This is a genomic window from Shewanella sp. HL-SH8 (assembly GCF_051165765.1).
GTDB classification, from domain to species: domain Bacteria; phylum Pseudomonadota; class Gammaproteobacteria; order Enterobacterales; family Shewanellaceae; genus Shewanella; species Shewanella glacialimarina.
This window is the reverse complement of the sequence record NZ_CP195039.1, coordinates 2,790,150-2,811,655: the sequence shown is the minus strand read 5'-3', so window position 1 is coordinate 2,811,655 and position 21,506 is coordinate 2,790,150. Positions and strand designations below refer to the sequence as shown.

At 40.4% G+C, this 21,506-nt stretch carries 21 protein-coding genes; 8 read left to right on the top strand and 13 right to left on the bottom strand.

Annotated elements, in window-relative coordinates:
- The first annotated feature begins 44 nt into the window (after positions 1 to 44).
- The 5 genes from sucC to ACRWQN_RS12415 all read left to right on the top strand — a co-directional run bounded on the left by sucC (position 45) and on the right by ACRWQN_RS12415 (position 6,626).
- Entirely contained in the window at positions 45 to 1,211 is a 1,167-nt protein-coding gene (gene sucC, locus ACRWQN_RS12435; protein ID WP_226415298.1) for an ADP-forming succinate--CoA ligase subunit beta, read from the top strand.
- A complete protein-coding gene (gene sucD, locus ACRWQN_RS12430; RefSeq protein ID WP_434938046.1) occupies positions 1,211 to 2,083 on the top strand; it encodes a succinate--CoA ligase subunit alpha in 873 nt (290 codons plus the stop codon). Before sucC ends, sucD begins: the two co-directional genes overlap by 1 nt.
- A gap of 107 nt (positions 2,084 to 2,190) precedes the next feature.
- The gene (locus tag ACRWQN_RS12425; RefSeq protein ID WP_434926405.1) at positions 2,191 to 3,117 is read left to right on the top strand and encodes an AEC family transporter; all 927 of its coding nucleotides are present in this window, start codon (positions 2,191 to 2,193) and stop codon (positions 3,115 to 3,117) included.
- Positions 3,118 to 4,350: 1,233 nt separating this feature from the next.
- On the top strand, positions 4,351 to 5,856 hold the full coding sequence (locus ACRWQN_RS12420) for a lytic polysaccharide monooxygenase (protein WP_434938044.1): 1,506 nt from the start codon (positions 4,351 to 4,353) through the stop codon (positions 5,854 to 5,856).
- Positions 5,857 to 6,221: 365 nt separating this feature from the next.
- Positions 6,222 to 6,626 carry an NUDIX hydrolase gene (locus ACRWQN_RS12415; RefSeq protein WP_226415306.1) on the top strand — a complete coding sequence of 135 codons (405 nt, stop codon included), beginning with the start codon at positions 6,222 to 6,224 and terminating at the stop codon, positions 6,624 to 6,626.
- Positions 6,627 to 6,729: 103 nt separating this feature from the next.
- On the opposite strand, the gene ACRWQN_RS12410 is transcribed toward ACRWQN_RS12415, so the two are convergent.
- Genes ACRWQN_RS12410 through ACRWQN_RS12395 form a run of 4 tightly spaced genes read right to left on the bottom strand, consistent with a single transcriptional unit; the run spans position 6,730 to position 9,006 of the window.
- Entirely contained in the window at positions 6,730 to 7,131 is a 402-nt protein-coding gene (locus ACRWQN_RS12410) for a CBS domain-containing protein (protein WP_434938042.1), read from the bottom strand.
- Complete coding sequence (locus ACRWQN_RS12405; protein WP_226415310.1) at positions 7,128 to 7,478, bottom strand: P-II family nitrogen regulator; 351 nt, start codon at positions 7,476 to 7,478, stop codon at positions 7,128 to 7,130. The genes ACRWQN_RS12410 and ACRWQN_RS12405 overlap by 4 nt, the downstream gene beginning before the upstream one ends.
- Complete coding sequence (locus ACRWQN_RS12400) at positions 7,468 to 8,262, bottom strand: DUF1538 domain-containing protein (protein WP_434926402.1); 795 nt, start codon at positions 8,260 to 8,262, stop codon at positions 7,468 to 7,470. Before ACRWQN_RS12400 ends, ACRWQN_RS12405 begins: the two co-directional genes overlap by 11 nt.
- Before the next feature lie 9 nt (positions 8,263 to 8,271).
- Positions 8,272 to 9,006, bottom strand: coding sequence for a DUF1538 family protein (locus ACRWQN_RS12395; RefSeq protein ID WP_434931714.1), 735 nt, complete (start codon positions 9,004 to 9,006; stop codon positions 8,272 to 8,274).
- Between the two features lie 239 nt (positions 9,007 to 9,245).
- On the opposite strand from ACRWQN_RS12395, the gene ACRWQN_RS12390 reads away from it, so the two are divergent.
- Together ACRWQN_RS12390 and ACRWQN_RS12385 are read left to right on the top strand one after the other, a co-directional pair.
- Positions 9,246 to 9,677 (top strand): PliI family lysozyme inhibitor of I-type lysozyme, encoded by a 432-nt coding sequence (locus ACRWQN_RS12390; RefSeq protein WP_434938039.1) that lies wholly within the window; start codon positions 9,246 to 9,248, stop codon positions 9,675 to 9,677.
- Positions 9,670 to 10,839 (top strand): lipid-transfer protein, encoded by a 1,170-nt coding sequence (locus ACRWQN_RS12385; RefSeq protein WP_434938037.1) that lies wholly within the window; start codon positions 9,670 to 9,672, stop codon positions 10,837 to 10,839. The genes ACRWQN_RS12390 and ACRWQN_RS12385 overlap by 8 nt, the downstream gene beginning before the upstream one ends.
- Before the next feature lie 148 nt (positions 10,840 to 10,987).
- On the opposite strand, the gene ACRWQN_RS12380 is transcribed toward ACRWQN_RS12385, so the two are convergent.
- The 5 genes from ACRWQN_RS12380 to ACRWQN_RS12360 all read right to left on the bottom strand — a co-directional run bounded on the left by ACRWQN_RS12380 (position 10,988) and on the right by ACRWQN_RS12360 (position 16,025).
- Complete coding sequence (locus ACRWQN_RS12380) at positions 10,988 to 11,332, bottom strand: hypothetical protein (RefSeq protein WP_434938035.1); 345 nt, start codon at positions 11,330 to 11,332, stop codon at positions 10,988 to 10,990.
- A gap of 202 nt (positions 11,333 to 11,534) precedes the next feature.
- Complete coding sequence (locus ACRWQN_RS12375) at positions 11,535 to 11,957, bottom strand: CBS domain-containing protein (protein WP_434926397.1); 423 nt, start codon at positions 11,955 to 11,957, stop codon at positions 11,535 to 11,537.
- A gap of 120 nt (positions 11,958 to 12,077) precedes the next feature.
- Entirely contained in the window at positions 12,078 to 13,811 is a 1,734-nt protein-coding gene (locus ACRWQN_RS12370) for a GNAT family N-acyltransferase (RefSeq protein WP_434938033.1), read from the bottom strand.
- A complete protein-coding gene (locus ACRWQN_RS12365) occupies positions 13,811 to 14,779 on the bottom strand; it encodes a UDP-2,3-diacylglucosamine diphosphatase (RefSeq protein ID WP_434938031.1) in 969 nt (322 codons plus the stop codon). Before ACRWQN_RS12365 ends, ACRWQN_RS12370 begins: the two co-directional genes overlap by 1 nt.
- Positions 14,780 to 14,993: 214 nt before the next feature.
- A complete protein-coding gene (locus ACRWQN_RS12360; RefSeq protein WP_434938029.1) occupies positions 14,994 to 16,025 on the bottom strand; it encodes a Glu/Leu/Phe/Val dehydrogenase dimerization domain-containing protein in 1,032 nt (343 codons plus the stop codon).
- A gap of 392 nt (positions 16,026 to 16,417) precedes the next feature.
- Here ACRWQN_RS12360 and ACRWQN_RS12355 point away from each other — a divergent pair, with 392 nt between their 5' ends.
- Complete coding sequence (locus ACRWQN_RS12355) at positions 16,418 to 16,858, top strand: DUF4826 family protein (RefSeq protein ID WP_235084457.1); 441 nt, start codon at positions 16,418 to 16,420, stop codon at positions 16,856 to 16,858.
- 112 nt (positions 16,859 to 16,970) lie between these two features.
- On the opposite strand, the gene ACRWQN_RS12350 is transcribed toward ACRWQN_RS12355, so the two are convergent.
- From ACRWQN_RS12350 to mnmA, 4 genes are all read right to left on the bottom strand, one after another.
- The gene (locus ACRWQN_RS12350) at positions 16,971 to 18,107 is read right to left on the bottom strand and encodes a JmjC domain-containing protein (protein WP_434938027.1); all 1,137 of its coding nucleotides are present in this window, start codon (positions 18,105 to 18,107) and stop codon (positions 16,971 to 16,973) included.
- 105 nt (positions 18,108 to 18,212) lie between these two features.
- Positions 18,213 to 19,583 (bottom strand): adenylosuccinate lyase, encoded by a 1,371-nt coding sequence (gene purB, locus ACRWQN_RS12345; RefSeq protein ID WP_226415337.1) that lies wholly within the window; start codon positions 19,581 to 19,583, stop codon positions 18,213 to 18,215.
- A 43-nt stretch (positions 19,584 to 19,626) separates the two neighbouring features.
- Positions 19,627 to 20,250, bottom strand: a complete 624-nt coding sequence (gene hflD, locus ACRWQN_RS12340) for a high frequency lysogenization protein HflD (RefSeq protein WP_264177966.1) — start codon at positions 20,248 to 20,250, stop codon at positions 19,627 to 19,629.
- A gap of 12 nt (positions 20,251 to 20,262) precedes the next feature.
- On the bottom strand, positions 20,263 to 21,378 hold the full coding sequence (gene mnmA / locus ACRWQN_RS12335) for a tRNA 2-thiouridine(34) synthase MnmA (RefSeq protein WP_226415339.1): 1,116 nt from the start codon (positions 21,376 to 21,378) through the stop codon (positions 20,263 to 20,265).
- Positions 21,379 to 21,506 lie beyond the last annotated feature (128 nt).

Below are 21,506 nucleotides of genomic sequence, written 5' to 3'. Positions count from 1 at the left end.
ATTGGGCCAGTTGGATTTGATTAGAAGTATATGGATAGATCATCATGAATTTGCATGAGTATCAGGCAAAATCTTTATTTGCCGAATATGGTTTACCAGTCTCTGAAGGCTTTGCATGTGATACTGCTCAAGAAGCAGTAGAAGCAGCTGGCCACATTGGCGGAAACTTATGGGTTGTTAAGTGTCAAGTACACGCAGGCGGCCGTGGTAAAGCAGGTGGCGTTAAAGTTACCGGTAATAAAGACGAAATCAGAGCATTCGCTGAAAACTGGTTAGGTAAGAACTTAGTAACGTACCAGACTGACGCTAAAGGTCAGCCAGTTGCTAAAATTCTAGTTGAAAGCTGTACTGACATCGCCAACGAATTGTACCTAGGTGCAGTAGTTGACCGTAGCACGCGTCGCGTTGTGTTCATGGCGTCGACTGAAGGTGGTGTTGATATTGAAACTGTGGCTGAACATACGCCAGAGCTTATCCACACAGCTATCATTGATCCGTTAACAGGTCCTCAAGCTTTCCAAGCTCGTGATCTTGGCTTCAAGTTAGGTTTAAACCCAACTCAAATGAAGCAGTTCACTAAGATCTTTATGGGTCTTGCGAACATGTTCAACGACCATGATTTTGCGTTATTAGAAATCAACCCACTTGTTATCACCACTGAAGGCAATCTTCACTGTTTAGATGGCAAAATTGGTATTGATGGCAACGCATTATATCGTCAGCCAAAAATCAAAGCGATGCACGACCCATCACAAGATGATGCTCGTGAAGCGCACGCTGCTAAATTTGAATTAAACTATGTTGCTTTAGACGGTAACGTAGGTTGTATGGTTAACGGTGCCGGCCTAGCAATGGGTACAATGGACATCGTAAACCTACACGGCGGCAAGCCAGCTAACTTCTTAGACGTTGGCGGTGGAGCAACTAAAGAACGTGTTGCTGAAGCATTTAAAATCATTCTTTCTGACAGCAATGTTAAAGCAGTATTAGTTAACATCTTCGGTGGTATCGTACGTTGCGATATGATCGCTGAAGGTATTATCGGTGCAGTTAAAGAAGTTGGCGTTAAAGTGCCAGTAGTTGTACGTCTTGAAGGTACTAACGCCGAATTAGGTCGTGAAGTATTGGCTAAGTCTGGTCTTGATATCATCGCGGCAACAAGTCTAACTGACGCGGCTGAACAAGTTGTTAAAGCTGCGGAGGGCAAATAATGTCTGTTTTAATTAACAAAGATACCAAGGTAATCTGTCAAGGTTTCACTGGTGGTCAGGGTACTTTCCACTCTGAACAGGCGATTGCTTATGGCACGCAAATGGTTGGTGGTGTTTCTCCTGGTAAAGGTGGTCAAACTCACCTAGGTCTTCCAGTGTTCAACACTGTTAAAGATGCGGTAGCTCAAACAGGTGCTACTGCAACTGTTATCTACGTACCAGCTCCATTTTGTAAAGACGCAATTCTTGAAGCAATCGATGCTGGCATTGAGCTGATCGTTTGTATCACTGAAGGCATCCCAACACTTGATATGTTACAAGTGAAAGTGAAGCTTGAAGAAACTGGTGTTCGCATGATCGGTCCTAACTGTCCTGGTGTTATCACTCCTGGTGAATGTAAGATTGGTATTATGCCTGGTCACATCCACTTACCTGGAAAAGTAGGTATTGTTTCTCGCTCTGGTACATTAACGTACGAAGCGGTTAAGCAAACTACTGATGAAGGTTTCGGCCAATCTACTTGTGTAGGTATCGGTGGCGACCCAATTCCTGGTACTAACTTCATCGACGTATTGGAAATGTTCCAAAACGATCCACAGACTGAAGCGATTGTAATGATCGGTGAAATCGGTGGTAATGCTGAAGAAGAAGCTGCTGCTTATATCAAAGCTCACGTAACTAAGCCGGTTGTATCTTACATTGCTGGTGTTACTGCACCAGAAGGTAAGCGCATGGGCCATGCTGGCGCAATTATCGCTGGCGGTAAAGGTACTGCTGAAGATAAGTTTGCGGCTCTTGAAGCTGCAGGCGTAACAACAGTTCGCTCTTTAGCTGACATTGGTAAAGCACTGCGTACTCGTACTGGTTGGTAATATCGTTACCCACTCGTTTAAAAGGCGCTTCGGCGCCTTTTTTGTTTTTAATTTTGACCATTATTGATGTTCTTTAAATCAATAAGCATAGGTTTGAGATAGCTGTTATGTCGATTTTTGGGATCATTTTTCCGTTAATATTTATGGTAACTTTGGGTTATCTACTGACACGTTTTGATTTTTTCACTAAAGAGCATATAAGCGGCATTAGTAAATTTACCTTTTATGTCAGTATTCCTGCCTTTTTGTTTATCAATATGTTGGCAGCACCTTTATCTGAAAGTATCGACATCTATGCATTATTATCGTTCTATATTCCCGTACTGATCATTTTCGCTTTGGGTTATCGTATTAATCGCCGCTTTAATCCGGTTCAATTTAGAAGCCGAGACGCCAGTGCTGTTTTTGCCTTAGGCTCAAGCTACTCCAATACCGTACTAGTTGGTTTGCCGATAATTATTGCTGCATTAGGTCAGGCGATGATAGGGCAAGTATTTATGATTATTACATTTCATAGCGCTTGTTTGTTTGCGTTAACTTTTATTCTGGCAGCAAGAGCACACGAACAGGGTTTCTCTTGGAGAAAATTTACTCGTTCTATGGTGTTAAACCCGGTTGTGATGAGTATTAGTTTAGGGATTGCAGCCAACGCTGTTGGTCTCAATTTAGGCACACATTTACAGGAAAGCCTTACGTTACTTTCAAAACCAGCCTTAGCGTGTGCTTTATTCGTACTTGGTGCTAATTTAAGTTTTTATAAAATAGGCGACAGTTGGCGGTTAGCGTTATTGGCGAGTGGGTTAAAAATTCTGTTGCTTCCAGCACTTGTTTACCTGATGTCGGTGATGGTATTTAATTTAGAAAGCCAAAAAACGACCATGCTTGTGTTGCTCAGCGCTTCACCTTTAGGGGTTAATGCCTACCTAATTGCCACTGAACTTAAACAACATGAGTCGACTTTAGGCAGTACGGTAGTGCTATCGACATTGCTCTCGGTATTCAGCTTTAGCTTGTGGTTGTTTTTTTTGTTATAAATTTTAACGTTTGTTTGTTAAAAATTATTTGGATTGTATGTGGCTAGTGTGGAACATAAATTTTTTATATTTTACAGGTGCTTAGTCTAAATTTAGATTAATATTATTTTTGTGGTGGTTGAATTAGTCGGACACTTAAATAAAAGATTATAATCCCATTATCGAGGCGAATATGCCAAAACGAATAAATAAACAATATCCAGACGATTTTAAACAAGAGGCTGCAGATCAACATCAAGCAAGGATTAAGTTATTTAGGTGGGATGTCACTAAAAATATCCAAAGGCATTATCAAATTAGTAATGGTAAATAAACATATATCAAACTGTTTAAATAGATTAAAAATAGTTGATTATGTTTCACATCACATCACATCACATCACATCAAAGCTAAGTATCATTCTCGACCGTTATTAGCAATCAATCAGCTGAGCTTTATACTTGGGGTAACAAATGTGATAGCTGGCATCTTGTAAAATCCTAAAGCCTAAGTGTAATCCAATAGCGTGTCCCTTTTGTTGCTCTGAAACTTATCATTTTTACACCAAAGCAGAGCAATTTTTCATATTTTCTGGAGTTGCAAATATGGAAGTTGAATAAAAAATATTTACTGTGCATCCTAGTCAAGGTATTGATAATCCAGCAAGCTCAAAGCATCAATTAAGTAATCAACACGAAAGTGATTTGGTATTTACTGTGGCGTCGACGCCCCCAATTCAGGGTGATAGAGTTGAAATATAATGAATGTAGTAGGCTGTACGCCATTGCTTTTTATTTTAAGTGTTGAATTTTTGCCATTGGCATACTCCCGAATTTAACCCCGAAGTGCAACACTCACAAAATTAAGCGACTACTCGTTATTTAATAACTATTATCAGTATTTCGATCTAACCCTCCCTTAACATATCTGTTATCTATTTTCTGTTGCCATTTGTCATATTCCTTTAAAAGTCAGTTGGGTTTACTTACTCCCCTCAAAAATTACAGTCTATCAATTTCGTACCACAAAGTGGCTTATTGTAATAACGTCATATCAAAGTCTATCAGCCTTATTATTGGCTCACCTCTATTGGTTGAAAAATAGTCTGTTTTTACATTTAAAATATCGTTCTTTCATGTGCTTAAGTTTAAATAAAGGGAAGCCGTTTTATAATGCAAGGCTGTGATTTACAGAATCTTATGCGCTGTAAAAAATAGAATGGATGTTTTAATAAAATAATAAAGGACTTTTTAATGAAAAGTACAACACTTCTGGGGGCCGCATTTGCTTTAACAGCAATGCAGGTCATCCTCCCTGAACAACAAGCTCATGCCCATGGTTGGACTGAATTTCCTCAGGCCAGACAATCAATATGTTATGACCAAGGTGGGCTTTGGTCTGGTACACCGCCTAATGCCGCTTGCGCACAAGCAAAAGCGATATCGGGAACTTATCCGTTTGTGCAACGTAATGAGTTTGCTATCAATATTGCTGCGCCGCGTTATAACAACATGGACGCGGTTAAAGCGGCTGTGCCCGATGGCAGTTTATGCTATGCCAATGACCCACAAAAAAGCGGTATGGGTGCTGAACATACTGAGTGGACGCGTACTGAAATGCAGCCAGGGATGTTTGAATTAGTCTTTAATGCTACAGCACCTCACAATCCTTCTTTTTGGCAATTTTATATTACCAAGGACGGTGTTGATGTTACTAAGCCACTAAAGTGGGATGATTTAACGCTTATTGAGGAATATGGTAATGTCGCGGTTGGTAATGATAAGAAATACCGTATGAATGTGACCATTCCTGCAGATCGTAGTGGCGATGCAATTTTATATACTCGTTGGCAACGGGTTGATGCTGTCGGAGAAGGTTTCTATAACTGTAGTGATATTACGATTTCAGGCGATGGCCCAATTAACCCACCCGAACCTGAGTTGCCTCATTTAGTGCAAGGCAGTGCTTTTATTCCAAGTGATATTAAACTATCAACACCTCAAATAGGTGAGTCAGTTAACTACACAATATTTAACAAAGACGGTGTAGAGCATACACACTTTTCGTTAACCATTACCCAAGATAATAATACCGACTGGGATCGTTTATTAGCATCGCAACTTAATGGCTATTACGACACTAATTATGGTGGCCAGGTGTTTATTGGTCGTTGGCATGCTGAAATGAATCACTATATGTATTTCCGTAACGAATTACATAATAACTTTATTAACAGCAAAAACAGTGAAACTTCTGGCCAGTTCAGTATCTCTGCAGCTAACTCATATGTAGATGCGGTTATCACACCAACCGTTTTACAGGTAATTAAAAATGCAACAGTTACCTATGGTGATTATGTTGTGTTAACACCAAAAGACAGTGTAGGTGATGTTGTCTCTGTTTCCTGGCTACAAATAAGCGGTTCACCTGTTGACACTGAAATTGGCTCAAACAATGAATTGATGATTAACACGGGTTTGCTAGAAAATACTGAGCACCAGCTAAGTTTCGAATTAACCATTTACGGTCAAGGCGAACAAGACTCTACAGTGTATAGCTTCAGTGTGATCCCTACTCAGGTTGAACCTGATCCAAACCCAGAGCCAGAACCGACACCTGATCCAAACACCAATTGGCATCCTAAAGTGATTTATACCGGTGGTGATCAGATCAACCATAATGGCAAAACGTGGACCGCCAAGTGGTGGACTCAAGGCGAAGAGCCTGGCACCACGGGTCAATGGGGAGTATGGCGTTAAGTTGTTGTAGATGAATGTTGGTTTATGAATACTGAGTCTTTTTATGTTAATTGATAATGTGTTTAATGATCAAATATTCAGCTAGTTCAACGTTAATTCGATGCTAATTAGTCATTTATTAGCAGCTCATTAAGCGCTAGAACAGTGCTTATTAAGTATTCGCTAGGTTATTTGAACTCGATGTATGACTGCGACTTATCCTCAACTTAAGGTAAGGCACTTTTATACATCGAATTTTTTATAGTGCAGCGCTATAAAATCATCATTGAATGGCAGATAACGGCTGTTACAGTCGATCTCTGGTTAGAGCGTGTTATTCATAAGCTTTTATTAATTGAGTGATGACAATATTAAAAGGAATGCAGATGGCGTTTAATGATATGTTTCGGCTGAGTGCCCATGCGGTAATAACTAATGATGAAGGGCAGGTATTACAACTTAAAGCGACCTATGGCGCTAAACATTGGGGCTTGCCTGGTGGCGCGTTAGAGTTAGGTGAAACCATACATCAAGCCGTTATACGTGAGTGTTTAGAAGAGTTAGGTTGCGATATTGCAATTGACTATCTGTCGGGCGTTTATTATCACGGTGCTTATCAATCACAGGTGTTTATTTTTAAATGCAATATTATGGATGTAACCATGATTGCATTGAGTTCAGAACACAGCGAGTACCAATATTTCGATATTGCTGATCTATCTACTGTGCAGCAAATTCGGGTCAAAGCTTGCTTAGATTTTTCTGGAAAAGTTGATAGCAAAGTTTTCTAAAAGTAGTGCTATGTATTGGTGAAACAATGCGTCTGCTAATAAACTCAGACTTTGATAATCTTTGTTAATCCAGACGCATATAACAATTGATGTTCCGACCCATTTACTTGTTAATCATGCCTTTTAATACAATATCGTCATAGGTTACAAATCCTTTGATGTCGTTGTCTTCTAATACTGGTGCTTTGTTAATGCCAAACCGCTCAAATAATCTGGCGGTATATCGCACATCCATATCAGCTGAAACAGAAAACACCGGTTTAATCATAATTTCATATACATTGGTGCGATCCGGTGACTTGTCTTTGGCCAAAACTTTGCGCGCAATATCACTCATCAAAACCAGGCCATACTCGTCATGTTCAGTGCGTTTATTAACCACTAACACTTTGACATTATTGGCAACAGCGGTGGCAATTGCTTCTGACACTGTAATTGTGCCATCTACCATGGCATAGTCTTGATTTAACACATCACGGTTTCTTACAGGGGATTTAACGTTCATATTTGGTCCTCAATCTCTTTAGTCAGCTGTTGTACTTGATGCGCCACACCCACGGCGTCTTCAACATCTATTTGAATGGCTATTCCGCGGCCTTTATTGGTATCAAATTTACCCACTTTAGAAATTGTCTCCAAAATATGACGTGACATGTGTTCTTCAACTAACCAGAAAATAACATCACGCTGTACATCTAAGCCTAAGCCCATAAAGGTTTTTTTCTTTACCAGACCTTCACCTCTTGCATGATTAATTACCGTTGCCCCAGTTGCGCCAGCTTCACGGGCGGCATCTAAAATTTCATCGGTACAGTCGTCATCCACAAAGGCGACAATTAATTTAAAGCGCATCTGTATGCTCCTCTTGCTGCTCAGCGGCAGCTTTACGTTTAGAGATGTATTCGACTATTTGGGCATAGGCCATCACGGAAATAATCGGAAATAAACTGGCAAAAGCGATCAGACCAAAGCCATCAATTAAAGGGTTACGGCCTTCCACGTTAGTGGCTAAACCTAAGCCTAATGCGGCAACGAGAGGCACGGTAACGGTTGAGGTAGTGACTCCGCCAGAGTCATAGGCCAATGGAATAATCATTTTAGGGGCGTAAAAAGTTTGAATGACCACTATGATGTAACCGCCCATGATGTAGTAATGAATGGGGTCGCCAACTACGATACGAAAACAGCCTAATGCAATACCAAAGGCAACACCAATAGCAACCGATATACGCAGGCCTTGGATGCCAACAGTGCCACCGGATACTTCATTGGCTTTAATTGCTACTGCAATCAGTGAGGGCTCTGCAATTGTGGTACTAAAACCTATTGCAGCTGCAAATACGTATACCCATAAATAATCTTGCCAAATAAACGGTGTGGGCGCGCCGTCAGGATGCAAAAATTCTGCTGTGGTGAGCTGATTGGCCATGCTTTCGCCTATAGGGAATAACGCCATCTCTAATCCGACTAAGAAAAAAGTCAAACCCACAATGACATAAATGAAACCCAAGGCCACTTTACGCCAGTTAGGAATAGGGCGTTTTAGTACGCCTAATTGAAAGCCAAATAAGATAACCGCAATGGGCACCACATCTCTGGCTGTCAGTAATAAGGTTTCCAATAGCTGATAAAACATGTTGGCTCCTTATAGAAAGACCATGCCGTAAAGCATGACAAAAATCATTGGCGTTAAGCTAGCAAAGGCAATTAAACCAAAGCCATCCAGCATAGGATTTCTGCCTTTAATAACGGTGGCTAACCCTACGCCTAAAGCCGTCACTAATGGAACGGTTATGGTCGATGTAGTGACACCTCCAGAGTCGTAGGCAATACCAATAATACTTGCTGGGGCAAAAAAGGTCAGTATCATCACGATGGAGTAACCGCCGATGATCATGTAATGGATAGGCCAGCCTTTTAAAATACGAATAACACCGAGTAAAATGGCCAAACCAACGGATATTGCTACAGTTAAGCGCAAGCCCATAGCATAGTCATTTAAAGCAGCTTCATTGTTAGTTATGGCACCTGCTTCTGCGGCAACTTTAGCGGCTTCATTGGCTACGGCTGTCAATGCAGGCTCTGCCAGTGTGGTACCAAATCCCAGAGAAAAAGAGAAAATAACTAGCCAAAACAGACTGCCTTTTCTGGCTAAGGCTTCTGCTAAAGATTCACCGATAGGGAATAAGCCCATTTCTAGGCCAAAAACGAAGAATGTTAAACCTAGTACAATAAATACTAGCCCAATAAGAATTGAACCTAATTGATCGGGTGCTTGTTTTAGAATAAAAATTTCAAAAAAAACCACAACGACAATAATGGGAACTAAGTCTTTAAAACTACTGAACATAGAGGTTAATAGTTTGAGCAGTGCTGACATCCATCCTCCATTAAAATCAACAATCTAGCCAATTCGTTAGCTTATGTAATCAGTGTGCCTTAGATGTTAGAAATAACAACAATATGGTTACAATAGTTACCGTTTTTTTGATGTAAATCAAAAAAGAGTCAATTGATGTGAGCTAGGTGGAATAGATTAACGATTAACATTTTTTCAATACAGCGTATTATCATTACATTGCTACATTTTTAGATATGCACTATTTGGAGATATGCACTATGTTGAAGTTATTGGGTATTTTTAGTCTTTTTGTTGTGTTAGTTTTTAAATTATTTTATGCAAATGCCAATGAGTCCTTCATTAATCCTACTGGGAATTTGCTGCAATCGCGTTCTGCTGACAGCTATTTTCAGGTGTTCAGTTTAACTAAAGGCATGTCTCTAATCGTTGAGGAAGGACGATTAGAGCCTCGTTCTATTGGCAGTATTAGCGTTAAGTTATATCGCAATTTCGATGTAGGTGACTTTGCCGCGGGTATCACTTTTCCCCGTGATGGCACTATATCTAAAGTCTCGATTTCAAATGATGCCGAGGAGGAACAGCAGGTAACCATTACGACTGTTACCGCAGGCAGTGGACGCTATCGGTTGGAGCAAAAAGTATGCATTATCAATGCCACACTAAAGATGTGTGGAGTCAGCCATGAGTAACATTGTTATTGCTGGCGTAGGTATGACGCCTTTTTGTAAGCCAGGACAGCATCAGCCTTATCGTGTGATGGCAGCCAATGCAATTAAGTTAGCTTTGGCCGATGCCGGTATTAATGCTAAGCAAATACAACAGGCATTTGGTGCATATATTTATGGTGATAGTACCTGCGCGCAACATGCTTTTTATGACGTTATTCAAAGCGGGATACCTATAATTAATGTCAATAATAATTGTTCTAGTGGTTCAACAGCTTTGTACTTAGCTAGGCAGGCTGTGATGTCTGGTGAAGTTGAGTGCGTATTAGCCTTTGGGTTTGAAGAAATGCAGCCAGGTGCCCTAGGGTCAAATTGGCAAGACAGAGAAAGCCCATTTACTCGAATAGCACCGGTGTTAAGTCAGTTTAATGCACCCGATGGTCCAATCGCCTTACGGGCTTTTGGTGCAGCGGGTCGACATTACATGGATAAATATAATGTCACTGCTGAATTATTTGCCAAGGTTGCAGTAAAGTCCCGCTGCCATGCGATGAACAACCCTTATGCTTTATTGAAAATGCCATTATGTGCGGAGCAAGTATTGGCTGATAAGGTGATTTACGATGACTATTTAACTCGCCTTATGGCGTGTCCTCCCACTTGTGGTGCGGCAGCTGTCATTGTATGCAGTGATAAATTTGCTCAACAGCATGGTATAAGCTCCAAGGTTAAAATTCTTGCTCAAGCTATGGCAACCGATACCCAAGATTCTTGGCAAGATCCTATTAATGCAGTAGGCCAGAGCATGACTCAAATGGCGGCGCAAAAAGTGTATAACGCCGCAGGTATATCGCCACAGGATGTAAATGTGATTGAGCTACATGACTGCTTTACGCCTAATGAAGTTATCACCTATGAAGCTTTGGGGTTATGTGCAGAGGGTGAAGCTGAAAAGTTTATTAAGCAAGGAAACAATACCTATGGTGGTCAGTTTGTTATTGGCCCTTCAGGTGGCTTAATGTCTAAAGGTCATCCTATTGGTGCGACAGGATTAGCGCAATGCGCTGAACTTGTGTGGCATTTACGCGATCAAGCAGGTGCTCGTCAGGTGCAAGGTGCTCGCTTAGCATTACAACATAATGTGGGTTTAGGTGGTGCTGTTGTGATGACCTTGTATGGCCACTAGTCAATTTTTATAATAGGATAATCACGACTTTAAAATCGTTATCTATCGCTGTTATCAGCGAGTATTGGTTTCAATGTAATAAGGTTAGTGCAATATAGGTCTTTAAATATTTGCATGTTTCCTACGTTTGAATAAGCATTGAGTGACTTTAAGCAAGAATGTAAATGACGAGTAACGAGAGCAGTAGAGTCATTAAGCTTGCTTCTATTAGTCGCTGACTTTGCTGTAATTGTTTTTTCCCTTGCCTAAGTACTGTGACTAATCTGCGTTGATTATAGATCCTGCAGGTTAGTAAGTCAGTTTGAGGATCGACCAATAATTTACATTGATATTTATGACCGTCTTTCAATAAGATATCGTGGCAACTTAAAATGCCGAAATTGAATTTTTTCGACACTACTTTACCATTCAATATCACCTTTTCTAGTCCACACCAATCGCTGGCTTGCAGCTCAAAATTGTCTTGGTTTAAAAGATAATTAAACTTGATCATAGCATCACTCCTGTTTTGCTTTAACTGTTGCGGCTAGTACTAAGCTAAGCAGAGTAATATGACATTTTCCAGTGTCAAAATATGAAGGTTTAAAGAAAACAGGCTAATTGATTGGTGGCTAAATGAATTTTTATTTTCACTATATTTTCTTGCCTAAATGGCGGTTATACACTTATTTACGTTTGCGATGATAAGCCAAACGTTACTCCGACTCACTGTAACTTTTAAGCAAATCTTTCCAAGTAATAATGCCAACTAATGTACCATGATCCAAAACAGGTAAACTGCCTATGCCATGTTTAAGAATAATCTCACAAGCATGTTTGATTGATGTGCTAGGTGAGACTGTCATCGGGTTGTGGGTCATTACTTGGTGGACGCGCTTATTGAGCGTTTCAGTGTCGCGGATAAGTTCTGCAGCGGTGCCTAGGTTAGGACTGAGAGCTTTTAGAAAGTCTCGATGAGATAAAATACCTTGCAGTTTGTCATTTTCATCAATGGCTAATAAATGGTGAAAGCTGACATTGTCGAAAATGTTTTTTGCAACAGATAGCCTATCATCCATCGAAACGGTAACAATACGTGTTGTCATAATGTCGCGAACTAATATCATTGCTGCAGGCATATTTATCTCCTATAACACGGCGAATAATATAGGCGTAAGCCGTATTATTTATGTATATCAGATAAACTATAGTACAACAATGAGTTAGCTACATAATCTTAATCAGAAAAAAGCTAAACGCTATCTCGTTAAGCCAAGATATTTTTGTGCTTTAATCGGTTTGAGCTGATGAACATCAACCAACACTAGGCCATCAATACAATCACCAAACTCAGCATCAATGCCAAAGTCGATGAATTGCACGCCCTGATCTTCACACAATTCACCATATTGTTTAAATAAAGTCGGTACTGAAACACCCATATTAGCTAATGTCCTTTTCAGAATTTTAAAATTGTCAGCGTATGTCTCACCATTGAATTGACGACATAATTGGTGTGACCGTTCATCGGTAAACTGGTAACTGTTAAATGAGGTTGCGAGTATAGATTGGGTTGGAAATTGATTTTTATAAAAATAAATAAGTAATTCTTTAGCGGGCTCTGGATAGTTGTTACTAATCGAAACAGGGCCGAATAAGTAACGATATTGAGGGTTTTTGAGTAGAAATGCGCCAATCCCCTGCCATAAATATTCAAGACTTCTTCTGCCCCAATATTTAGGTTGCACAAAGCTTCGACCTAACTCTAAGCCTTGCTCAAAATAAAGGCTAAAATCTGGCTGATATTGAAATAGGGTTTGGCTATATAGTCCTGTGGTAGATATTTCACTATGAATACGCTTTGCACTTGCAAAACGATAAGCACCGACGATTTCTAAATCATCTTTATCCCATAATACAAGGTGCCAATAGTCATTATCATATTTGTCGGTATCTCTGCGTTTACCCGTGCCTTCACCTACAGCTCTAAAGGCTATTTCGCGTAATCTGCCGATTTCACGCATGATGGCACTGCTGGCATCATGCTGATAAAGATAGATGATTTTATTGTCTGATGTGAGTCCAAGTTGTTCACATTGTTGTAATTCATGTTGTAAAGTGGTGCGCGATTCTGGGTGAGCGATGGCATTTTGAGTACTAAACAGCGGTGGCCTATTTTTACCTATACGGTAGAGATGGTTTTTTAGTAGCTTAACCTGAGTTTTTAACGGAAAGTCATTATTAGACACGGTTTCTTTCGCAATCAGTTTGCCAATACGAACTGGCATCACTTGATTGATTTGGCGAAACATTTCCTTAACAAGTAACAGTGTTGCTAATGGCTTATAAATCATTGATGCGCCATAAAAGGTTGCTGAATTTTTCGCATCAACAAACATAGGTAACAATGGTGCATTACAGGCTTTGGCCATTTTAACAAATCCACTTTGCCATAATAAATCAGTTACCCCGCTTGGGCGTAATCGAGACACTTCACCCGATGGAAAGATTAATAATGCACCTTCACGTTTTAGATGTTGATGGATATTATCTAAATTTTGCTTCGGGGTACCGCCAGTCATGTTTCTGACGGGTAATAAAATTGAGTGCAGTGGTTTAATAGCCATTAATAACTCATTGGCGACCACTTTAATATCTGGGCGGACTTTGCTGATTAACTTGATTAATGCAAGGGCGTCAAGTGAGCCGATAGGGTGGTTAGCATAAATCACCACTCGGCCGTCAATTGGAATGTTTTCTATTTCATTATTAGGTACGCTGTAACTAAAATTAAAGCTAGCCAGTACCTGTTCAACAAAGTCTACCCCAGTTAAATGCTTATACTGCATCGCAATATCATTGCATTGCTGCTCATGCAAAAGGTAACGTAACATGGTTTTGGTCGGTCTAGATAACCAAGGGAATTTAGCCAGTTGAGGCAAGTTCTTGTCAACCATTTGATCGACAGTAAACATCATTTCTGCTGACTTCATTATGCTACCTTCTTATTAGGGTGTTTTTGGGATGAAGCGGTATGAAGCGGTAAGGGGTCAGTGGTGCCAATATTGTCGATAATTTGCGGTGTTTTAGTCAGTTCATTCCATTTTAATAATTGAAAGTCACCGGAGAGGGTTTCCGCGATTAAGGTACAGTTTTCAACCCAATCACCGTCGTTAGCATAGATAATCCTATGCTTACCCTTATGGTGAATAGAGAGCTCGGGCTGATGAATATGGCCACAAATGACCATATCGACTTGTTGTTTTAAGGCAAATCGTAGCACTGCATCTTTAAAACTATTAATGGCTTGTTGGGCTTTGTTTACTCTGAGTTTTATATAGCTGGCAAGTGACCAATAAGGGTAGCCAAGTTGGCTGCGTATACTATGAAGGTGTCGATTTAGCCATAACAAAACATCGTATAAATGATCACCTAATTTGGCGTAGGTGCGGCTGACACACACTTCAGAGTCAAATTGATCCCCATGTAACATCAGGCAGCGTTTGCCCAGAATAGATTGATGAATATAACTTGGTGCGATTGTGATACCACGAAAATGACTATCTACGTATGGTTTGAACATATCATCGTGATTACCTGGGATATAAAATACTTGGGTGCCATTTTGGGCTAATGACAGTATTTTGGTTAATACGGCTTGATGGCTATCTGGCCAGTAGACCCGTTTTTTTAATGCCCAAATATCGATGATGTCACCGACTAAATACAGGTATTGGCATGGGTGATTATTTAAAAAATCTAATAAAAAATCAGCTTTGCAGTCAATACTGCCTAAATGAACATCCGACAGCCAAACGGCATAAAATGACTGTTGCTCGGATGATGACTCCTCTTCGCTATCATTTTCTTGATGAAGGTGTTTAGTCGATATATGAGATGAGAATACAGAGTGAGCAGATGCTTGCGAGACTTGTTTAAATAACGCACTGATTTTATCCATTCGCTTAATCTCTACAAATAGTATTGCATTAAGATAATGAAAGCTTACTGGGGATTATTGACTAATTCGTGACGGATATATTGCATTTAGGTGAAGCTTACAAATTGCTACTGAGTTAATTGACTTGAACAAGTAACAAAAAGGGAAGCCTATGCTTCCCTTTTTTGATCCTGCTTGGGTAATGAATATTTAACTATCATTACTTTGAACTGATTTAACGGCCTGCATTAATAATGGCACGAGCCATTTCATCGGCGACTGAACCTGTTGTGCGGTTTTCAGCATCTGCGCGAGTAAACACAGTTAATAATGTTTGATAAATTTGCTCAACCTTAGCGGTTGCAGCTGCTTTATCATAGTTATTTTCAAAAGAGACATTAATAATACCACCGGCATTAATCACATAATCAGGTGCGTATAAAATACCCATTTCTTTGAGCTTTTCACCGTGACGCACTTCAGCTAGTTGATTGTTGGCACAACCTGCGACAATAGTGGCTTTTAATAAAGGTAATGTAATGTCATTTAACGTTGCCCCTAAGGCACAAGGTGCATACACATCAACATCTTGGTTGTAGATATCCTGCGGCTCTACTAGGGTAGCACCAAACTCGGTTGCGACACGGTCAAGAGACGCTTGATGAATATCAGTAACAATGAGTTTTGCACCGGCTTCATGTAAATGTTTACACAAATAGTATCCGACATGGCCAACACCTTGAACTGACACTTTAATACCTTCTAAGCTATCAATTCCACGTTGGTGTTTAATGGCCGCTTTAATGCCTAAATAGGTACCTAGAGCTGTTAACGGCGAAGGATCACCTGACTTGCCTTCAAGTCCTGCTACATAAGGGGTTTCACGGTTGGCTATCATCATATCTGATGTGGATACGCCAACGTCTTCCGCAGAGTAGTATTTTCCGCCTAAGCTATTAACAAAACGACCAAAAGCGAGGAACAGTTTTTCACGGTCAGTGGTTTTAGGATCGGCAATAATAACGGCTTTACCTCCACCCATAGTTAAACCAGCAAGGGCATTTTTATATGTCATCCCTCTAGAAAGACGCAAGACGTCTGTCAATGCTTCATCATCAGATTGATAATTCCACATTCTACAACCACCCACAGCGGGGCCTTTGTTGGTATTGTGCACCGCAATAATGGCTTTTAAGCCACTTTCTTTATCATGACAAAACACCACTTGTTCGTGCTCATCAAACGAGACATGATTAAATACCGCCACGTAAATTCTCCACTTGCTTTGGGTCGTGTGTTAGTTTTCCAACACTTAATTATTAGCATATTTGATAATACTTGAACACAGGAATAGACAAGATTGAAAGTAACAATTCAGCAAGGGTAGATTGAGCTACACCAATGGCTTAGTACTACTTTTGTATGGTCTAAGGTCAAAATATCAAATATGTACCAAATTCGTTATTTGGTATTGCAGCAAGATAGCATTTAGCGATACTCTCAACAAAGCCTGATGTCGTAAATTTTGAAATTAAGCTGGCAATTTTGCTTGCCACTTTACGTAAACGTAAAGTATTTTAGGATGTGTGTTAAATTAAGTGTCGTTGGTGCTTGAATTATGACCGACGAATGCGTGATAACAATAAGATAGGAAGTGTTATGACTGATGAAGTAGTTGAGCAGGTTGCAACACCCGCTGTAGATCAAGAAGCATTAAGACAAGATTGGGTAAAAACACAATTTCAAAAAGCCAATCGTTTTTTAGCTGAAAAAGGTGTGCTGCCAAATAAAGTGTATGCAGAAGAAAGTCGTTACCTTGCACCTTATTTAGCGATTTGGAAGATGGATTCTAAACAACCGACTAAACAAACCTTTTGGGTGATGTCTGGTGATTTACCTACAGATTATGTCGATGTGAAAGTGGCTAAAACAGCTCGTGAAGCAATGCGTCACTTTTCAATGATGTGGCAACTTAAAGCTGAAAATTTACATAAATCTGGTGCAACGCGTGATCAGACCCAGCTTAAATTTGCTAATTTATTGGTAACTCGTGCAGAAAGTCTATACAGAATGCATGAAGATGAAAAGCTTTGGTCTTAAGCTCTGAACGTAAGCTCTGATCGTAAATTTTAGTAACATATGTTGACTGGGTTTATAGATTAAAAAAGGCACATTGAGTGCCTTTTTTATTTTATTCAAATGAGTTTAAACATTACTCAGCTAGGTAATACAGACCCTGATTTATCAGCTCAACTAATAGTTCTGCAATCGCTAAATTGTCGAACATTGTTGCAGCAAGTTCATTGTCTAAATTCACAGTATTAGCAAAGCTGACAAGTTCTGCTTCGGTAACATTTTCAAGTGCAAACACTTCACCATTAATAAACAAGCGGCTAATATTATCATTTTCTAAACGTAATACTTTTAAGCCGCCAATGCGCAATATGCTGGCGCCATCTTCAATGACTTGTTGTAATTCTTCTAAATCAAGCGGCTCTTCACCTTCACAAATATCAAGCTCAAAACGATTTTGACTTAATAGCTTACCTAACATAGTTTGATATTTTTCAGGTTGGGTAGCCAGCTCAGCTAATAGCTGCATAATCCCTTGTTGTTGTTCTTGACTCACTATTCCTGGTTCTAGGGCTTCTGAGTCTGAGGTGAAACGCTGGTGGCCACTGTTGTTATCAATCAGTGAATCCGCTAGCTGAGTTAGCAACTCTTGTTGGCTTGGTGCCCTGAAACCTATTGAATAGCTTATTGCTAAAGATAAGGTTTCACCGCAATGTGGGTATCCAGGTGGGATATATAACACATCACCTTTTTTCAATACCACGCCGATAATCGGCTCAAAATCTTCTACTAATGGCGAGTTTTCGTCACCACCTCGACGTTTATGATCGCCTTTATTACCCACTTTCCAGCGGCGTTCACCTTCACCTTGAATAATAAACACATCATAATTATCTATGTGTGGTCCGACTCCGCCTAATGGGGTCGCAAAGGACACCATTAAATCATCAAAACGCCAATCAGGTAAAAAGCGGAAAGCATCAACTAATGGTTGCGAGTCTGGATACCAATGATTAACGGCCTGAACTAACAGTTGCCAGTGGGTCTCACCATAAGCATCATAATCTTCAAATGGACCTTGAATAACGTTCCATTGATTCTGGTTTGCTTCAGTGACCACAATACGTGATGAAATTTCTTCTTCACAAGCAAGACCAGCTAATTCATCTGCGGCAATAGGGTCAACAAAGTCCTCGAAGGCTTGTGTTAATACTACTGGGGTTTGTTGCCAGTGCTTTTTTATGAATGCTTGGGTGTCAAAAGTTAATTGATACATGGTCTTACTCTCTGTTCGGTGTGAAAGCATTATAAAAGAAAAGCGGCAACTCGAATATCGAACTGCCGCTAGATTCAGTGAGGTTAATACACCTCAGCTGACGTCTTATTTTAGTTCGTCAACAAAGGCTTCTGCACGGCCAATGTAATTAGCTGGGGTCATTTTCTTAAGTTCGATTTTTACTTCAGCGGGTAGCTCAAGTCCATCGATAAATACCGCTAATTGTTGTGCATCTATGCGCTTACCGCGGGTTAATTCTTTTAGCTTCTCATATGGCTTTTCAATGCCATAACGACGCATAACGGTTTGCACGGGCTCAGCAAGTACTTCCCAGTTAACATCTAATTCTGCACGAAGATGCGCTTCGTTGACTTCTAGCTTGCTAATGCCTTTTAACGTGGCTTGATATGCAATCAATGAATGTGCAATACCCACACCTAAGTTACGTAATACCGTTGAGTCGGTAAGGTCGCGCTGCCAGCGAGAAACCGGTAATTTGGCCGCTAAGTGTTGCATTAATGCATTGGCGATGCCTAAGTTACCTTCAGAGTTTTCAAAGTCGATAGGGTTAACTTTATGTGGCATGGTTGAAGAACCAATTTCACCAGCAATGGTACGTTGTTTGAAGTGACCTAATGCCACATAGCCCCAAATATCACGATCGAAATCGATTAAAATGGTGTTAAAGCGCGCGATAGCATCAAATAGCTCTGCAATATAATCATGCGGTTCAATTTGAGTGGTGTAAGCATTCCAATGAATACCTAAACTGGTCACAAAACGTTGTGACAATGCATGCCAATCTACTTCTGGGTATGCTGATAGGTGGGCGTTATAGTTACCTACCGCACCATTAATCTTACCCATAATTTCTACGGCTTTAATTTGCTTCAATTGGCGCTCTAAACGGACAACCACGTTAGCCATTTCTTTACCTAAGGTAGAAGGTGAGGCTGGTTGTCCATGGGTACGCGACATTAAAGGCACGGTTTTATTGTCATGGGCTAGTTTTTTAATAGCATCAATAATTTGCTGACACTGAGGAACAAGCACTAATTCACGTGCTTCTTTTAACATTAACCCATGTGACAGGTTGTTGATGTCTTCAGATGTACAAGCAAAGTGAACAAATTCATCTATTGCGACTAATTCAGCATTGTCAGCAATTTGTTCTTTAATGAAGTATTCAACGGCTTTGACATCATGGTTAGTGGTGCTTTCGATAGCTTTAACACGTAATGCATCTTGCTCACTGAAGTTATCTTTGATGCTGTCTAATAAAGCCAGTGCTGTTTCACTGAACGGTGGCACTTCTTCAATGTCAGGACAGCTAGATAACAATTTTAACCAGTTGATCTCAACTTGTACGCGGTACTTAGTAAGACCGAACTCGCTGAAAATCCCTCTTAATGAGGCGGTTTTACTACCATAACGACCGTCTACCGGCGAGATAGCAGTCAGTGCGGAAAGATCCATTTGAAGCTCCTTGATGAACTTTTATATTGTAGGGTGATTCGAATTATTTATTTTGCTGGCTGCTGACAGCCATATCAAATATTGCTTTACGAGCAAACACTAAGTGGCGGCGTTTGCCGCCTAATTGACGCCACAGTACCGCGCTGCGCATAGCCGATAATAATAGTGAGCGAATTTTATGCTGCACATGTGTTTGCTTTAAAAATGCAGGATTACCCGAAATTTGTAATTTAGGGCCAAGGGCGCTAATCACATCGCTGTAAATACTGGCAAAATTAGCCAATACTTGTTCATCGGTAATCGCAAAATGGTGAAGTTGACGATGCACTTGACTTATACGTTCAGCAAGCATGCCTAAGCCGTTAGGTGAGCGAGATAGCTTACGCTCTAATGCCAATACACCAACCAGATAACGCGTAGTTTCAACGTCTTTATTGCTGCCGTCACCTAGTTGGTTTTGAATAAGCTGATAGCCTTTATCCAATAAATCCTTATCAGGATACACATCGGTAATGCCATCAGGATTAGTCACCAAAATAGTATTAAGGCTTGCCGCTAGGGCTTGCTCGTCACTCTCACCATGGCGGGCGATATATTGTACTTGCCCGATGGCCTGTAAAATGCCTGCAAAAGCCATAGTGCGTTCATATAATATATTGTCAGTCACTGTGCGGCTTACCTATCCCTTAATTAAATTATCAATGATGCCGCCGCCTAAGCATACTTCACCATCATAAAATACTGCTGATTGCCCAGGTGTAACAGCGGCAACAGGTTCATCAAAAATGACTTCGATAGTGTCATTGTTGATGTGTTTGATTTTGCAGTTAACATCACGTTGACGATAACGAGTTTTTACGCTAATACTGCTTGCATCAGCAGGACCTTTACGATCAACCCAATCTAACTGATTCACTATCATGCCAACAGACATTAACCGGGGATGATGACCACCTTGGCCAACCACAAGCACATTGCGGTCTAAGTCTTTATCAACCACATACCAAGGGTCGTCATTGCTATTTTTTAAGCCGCCAATCCCCAAACCTTTACGTTGACCTAAAGTGTGGTACATCAAGCCCTGGTGAGTACCAATGACTTCACCTTCAGCTGTTTCAATGCTACCTGGTAATGCAGGAAGATAAGTGGCTAAAAAGTCGGTGAATTTACGTTCGCCGATAAAACAAATACCTGTACTGTCTTTTTTGTCATGGGTGATTAAGCCCATTTCTTTAGCAATATCACGTACCTGGTGTTTTTCTAGCTCGCCGACAGGGAATAAGCTGCGTGCGACTTGCTCATGGCTGAGCGTGTATAAAAAATAGCTTTGATCTTTATTACCATCAACACCACGTAGCATTTGGGTAGTACCATCGGCATTGTCACGCCGGCGGACATAATGACCCATAGCGATGTAATCAGCGTCTAAAATTTCATCAGCGAATTCTAAAAACGCTTTGAATTTGATTTCTTTGTTGCACATGATATCGGGGTTAGGTGTACGGCCAGCCTTATACTCGGCTAAAAAGTACTCAAAAACATTATCCCAATATTCAGCGGCAAAGTTGACAGTATGTAATTTAATACCTAGCTTGTCGCAAACCGATTGTGCATCTTTAAGATCATCACTGGCAGCACAATATTCATCGGTGTCATCTTCTTCCCAGTTTTTCATAAATAGACCTTCAACCTCATAGCCTTGCTGCATAAGCAGATAAGCTGAAACTGAAGAGTCCACACCGCCGGACATGCCAACGATGACTTTTTTACCATTAGTGGGTGTGATTGATGTCATAGATCCTATAAACCGTTCAGTGTATCAATGAAACGCCCTTTTAGGGCATTGCAAAAAGGGAAATTGTGTAAATTCTGCGGCGCATATTCTATCACGCATTAGCCTTTGGGGCTATCTTGAAGCTGGTT

Bases quoted from the DNA above. Each gene is read 5' to 3' on its own strand.
- purB (WP_226415337.1), bottom strand. From the start codon at position 19,583: ATGGATCTTTCCGCACTGACTGCTATCTCGCCGGTAGACGGTCGTTAT.
- sucD (WP_434938046.1), top strand. From the start codon at position 1,211: ATGTCTGTTTTAATTAACAAAGATACCAAGGTAATCTGTCAAGGTTTC.
- ACRWQN_RS12425 (WP_434926405.1), top strand. From the start codon at position 2,191: ATGTCGATTTTTGGGATCATTTTTCCGTTAATATTTATGGTAACTTTG.
- ACRWQN_RS12410 (WP_434938042.1), bottom strand. From the start codon at position 7,131: ATGAACGTTAAATCCCCTGTAAGAAACCGTGATGTGTTAAATCAAGAC.
- ACRWQN_RS12370 (WP_434938033.1), bottom strand. From the start codon at position 13,811: ATGAAGTCAGCAGAAATGATGTTTACTGTCGATCAAATGGTTGACAAG.
- ACRWQN_RS12380 (WP_434938035.1), bottom strand. From the start codon at position 11,332: ATGATCAAGTTTAATTATCTTTTAAACCAAGACAATTTTGAGCTGCAA.
- ACRWQN_RS12375 (WP_434926397.1), bottom strand. From the start codon at position 11,957: ATGCCTGCAGCAATGATATTAGTTCGCGACATTATGACAACACGTATT.
- ACRWQN_RS12400 (WP_434926402.1), bottom strand. From the start codon at position 8,262: ATGTTTTATCAGCTATTGGAAACCTTATTACTGACAGCCAGAGATGTG.
- ACRWQN_RS12350 (WP_434938027.1), bottom strand. From the start codon at position 18,107: ATGTATCAATTAACTTTTGACACCCAAGCATTCATAAAAAAGCACTGG.
- ACRWQN_RS12355 (WP_235084457.1), top strand. From the start codon at position 16,418: ATGACTGATGAAGTAGTTGAGCAGGTTGCAACACCCGCTGTAGATCAA.
- ACRWQN_RS12385 (WP_434938037.1), top strand. From the start codon at position 9,670: ATGAGTAACATTGTTATTGCTGGCGTAGGTATGACGCCTTTTTGTAAG.
- mnmA (WP_226415339.1), bottom strand. From the start codon at position 21,378: ATGACATCAATCACACCCACTAATGGTAAAAAAGTCATCGTTGGCATG.
- ACRWQN_RS12395 (WP_434931714.1), bottom strand. From the start codon at position 9,006: ATGTCAGCACTGCTCAAACTATTAACCTCTATGTTCAGTAGTTTTAAA.
- ACRWQN_RS12420 (WP_434938044.1), top strand. From the start codon at position 4,351: ATGAAAAGTACAACACTTCTGGGGGCCGCATTTGCTTTAACAGCAATG.
- ACRWQN_RS12415 (WP_226415306.1), top strand. From the start codon at position 6,222: ATGGCGTTTAATGATATGTTTCGGCTGAGTGCCCATGCGGTAATAACT.
- ACRWQN_RS12390 (WP_434938039.1), top strand. From the start codon at position 9,246: ATGTTGAAGTTATTGGGTATTTTTAGTCTTTTTGTTGTGTTAGTTTTT.
- ACRWQN_RS12365 (WP_434938031.1), bottom strand. From the start codon at position 14,779: ATGGATAAAATCAGTGCGTTATTTAAACAAGTCTCGCAAGCATCTGCT.
- ACRWQN_RS12405 (WP_226415310.1), bottom strand. From the start codon at position 7,478: ATGCGCTTTAAATTAATTGTCGCCTTTGTGGATGACGACTGTACCGAT.
- sucC (WP_226415298.1), top strand. From the start codon at position 45: ATGAATTTGCATGAGTATCAGGCAAAATCTTTATTTGCCGAATATGGT.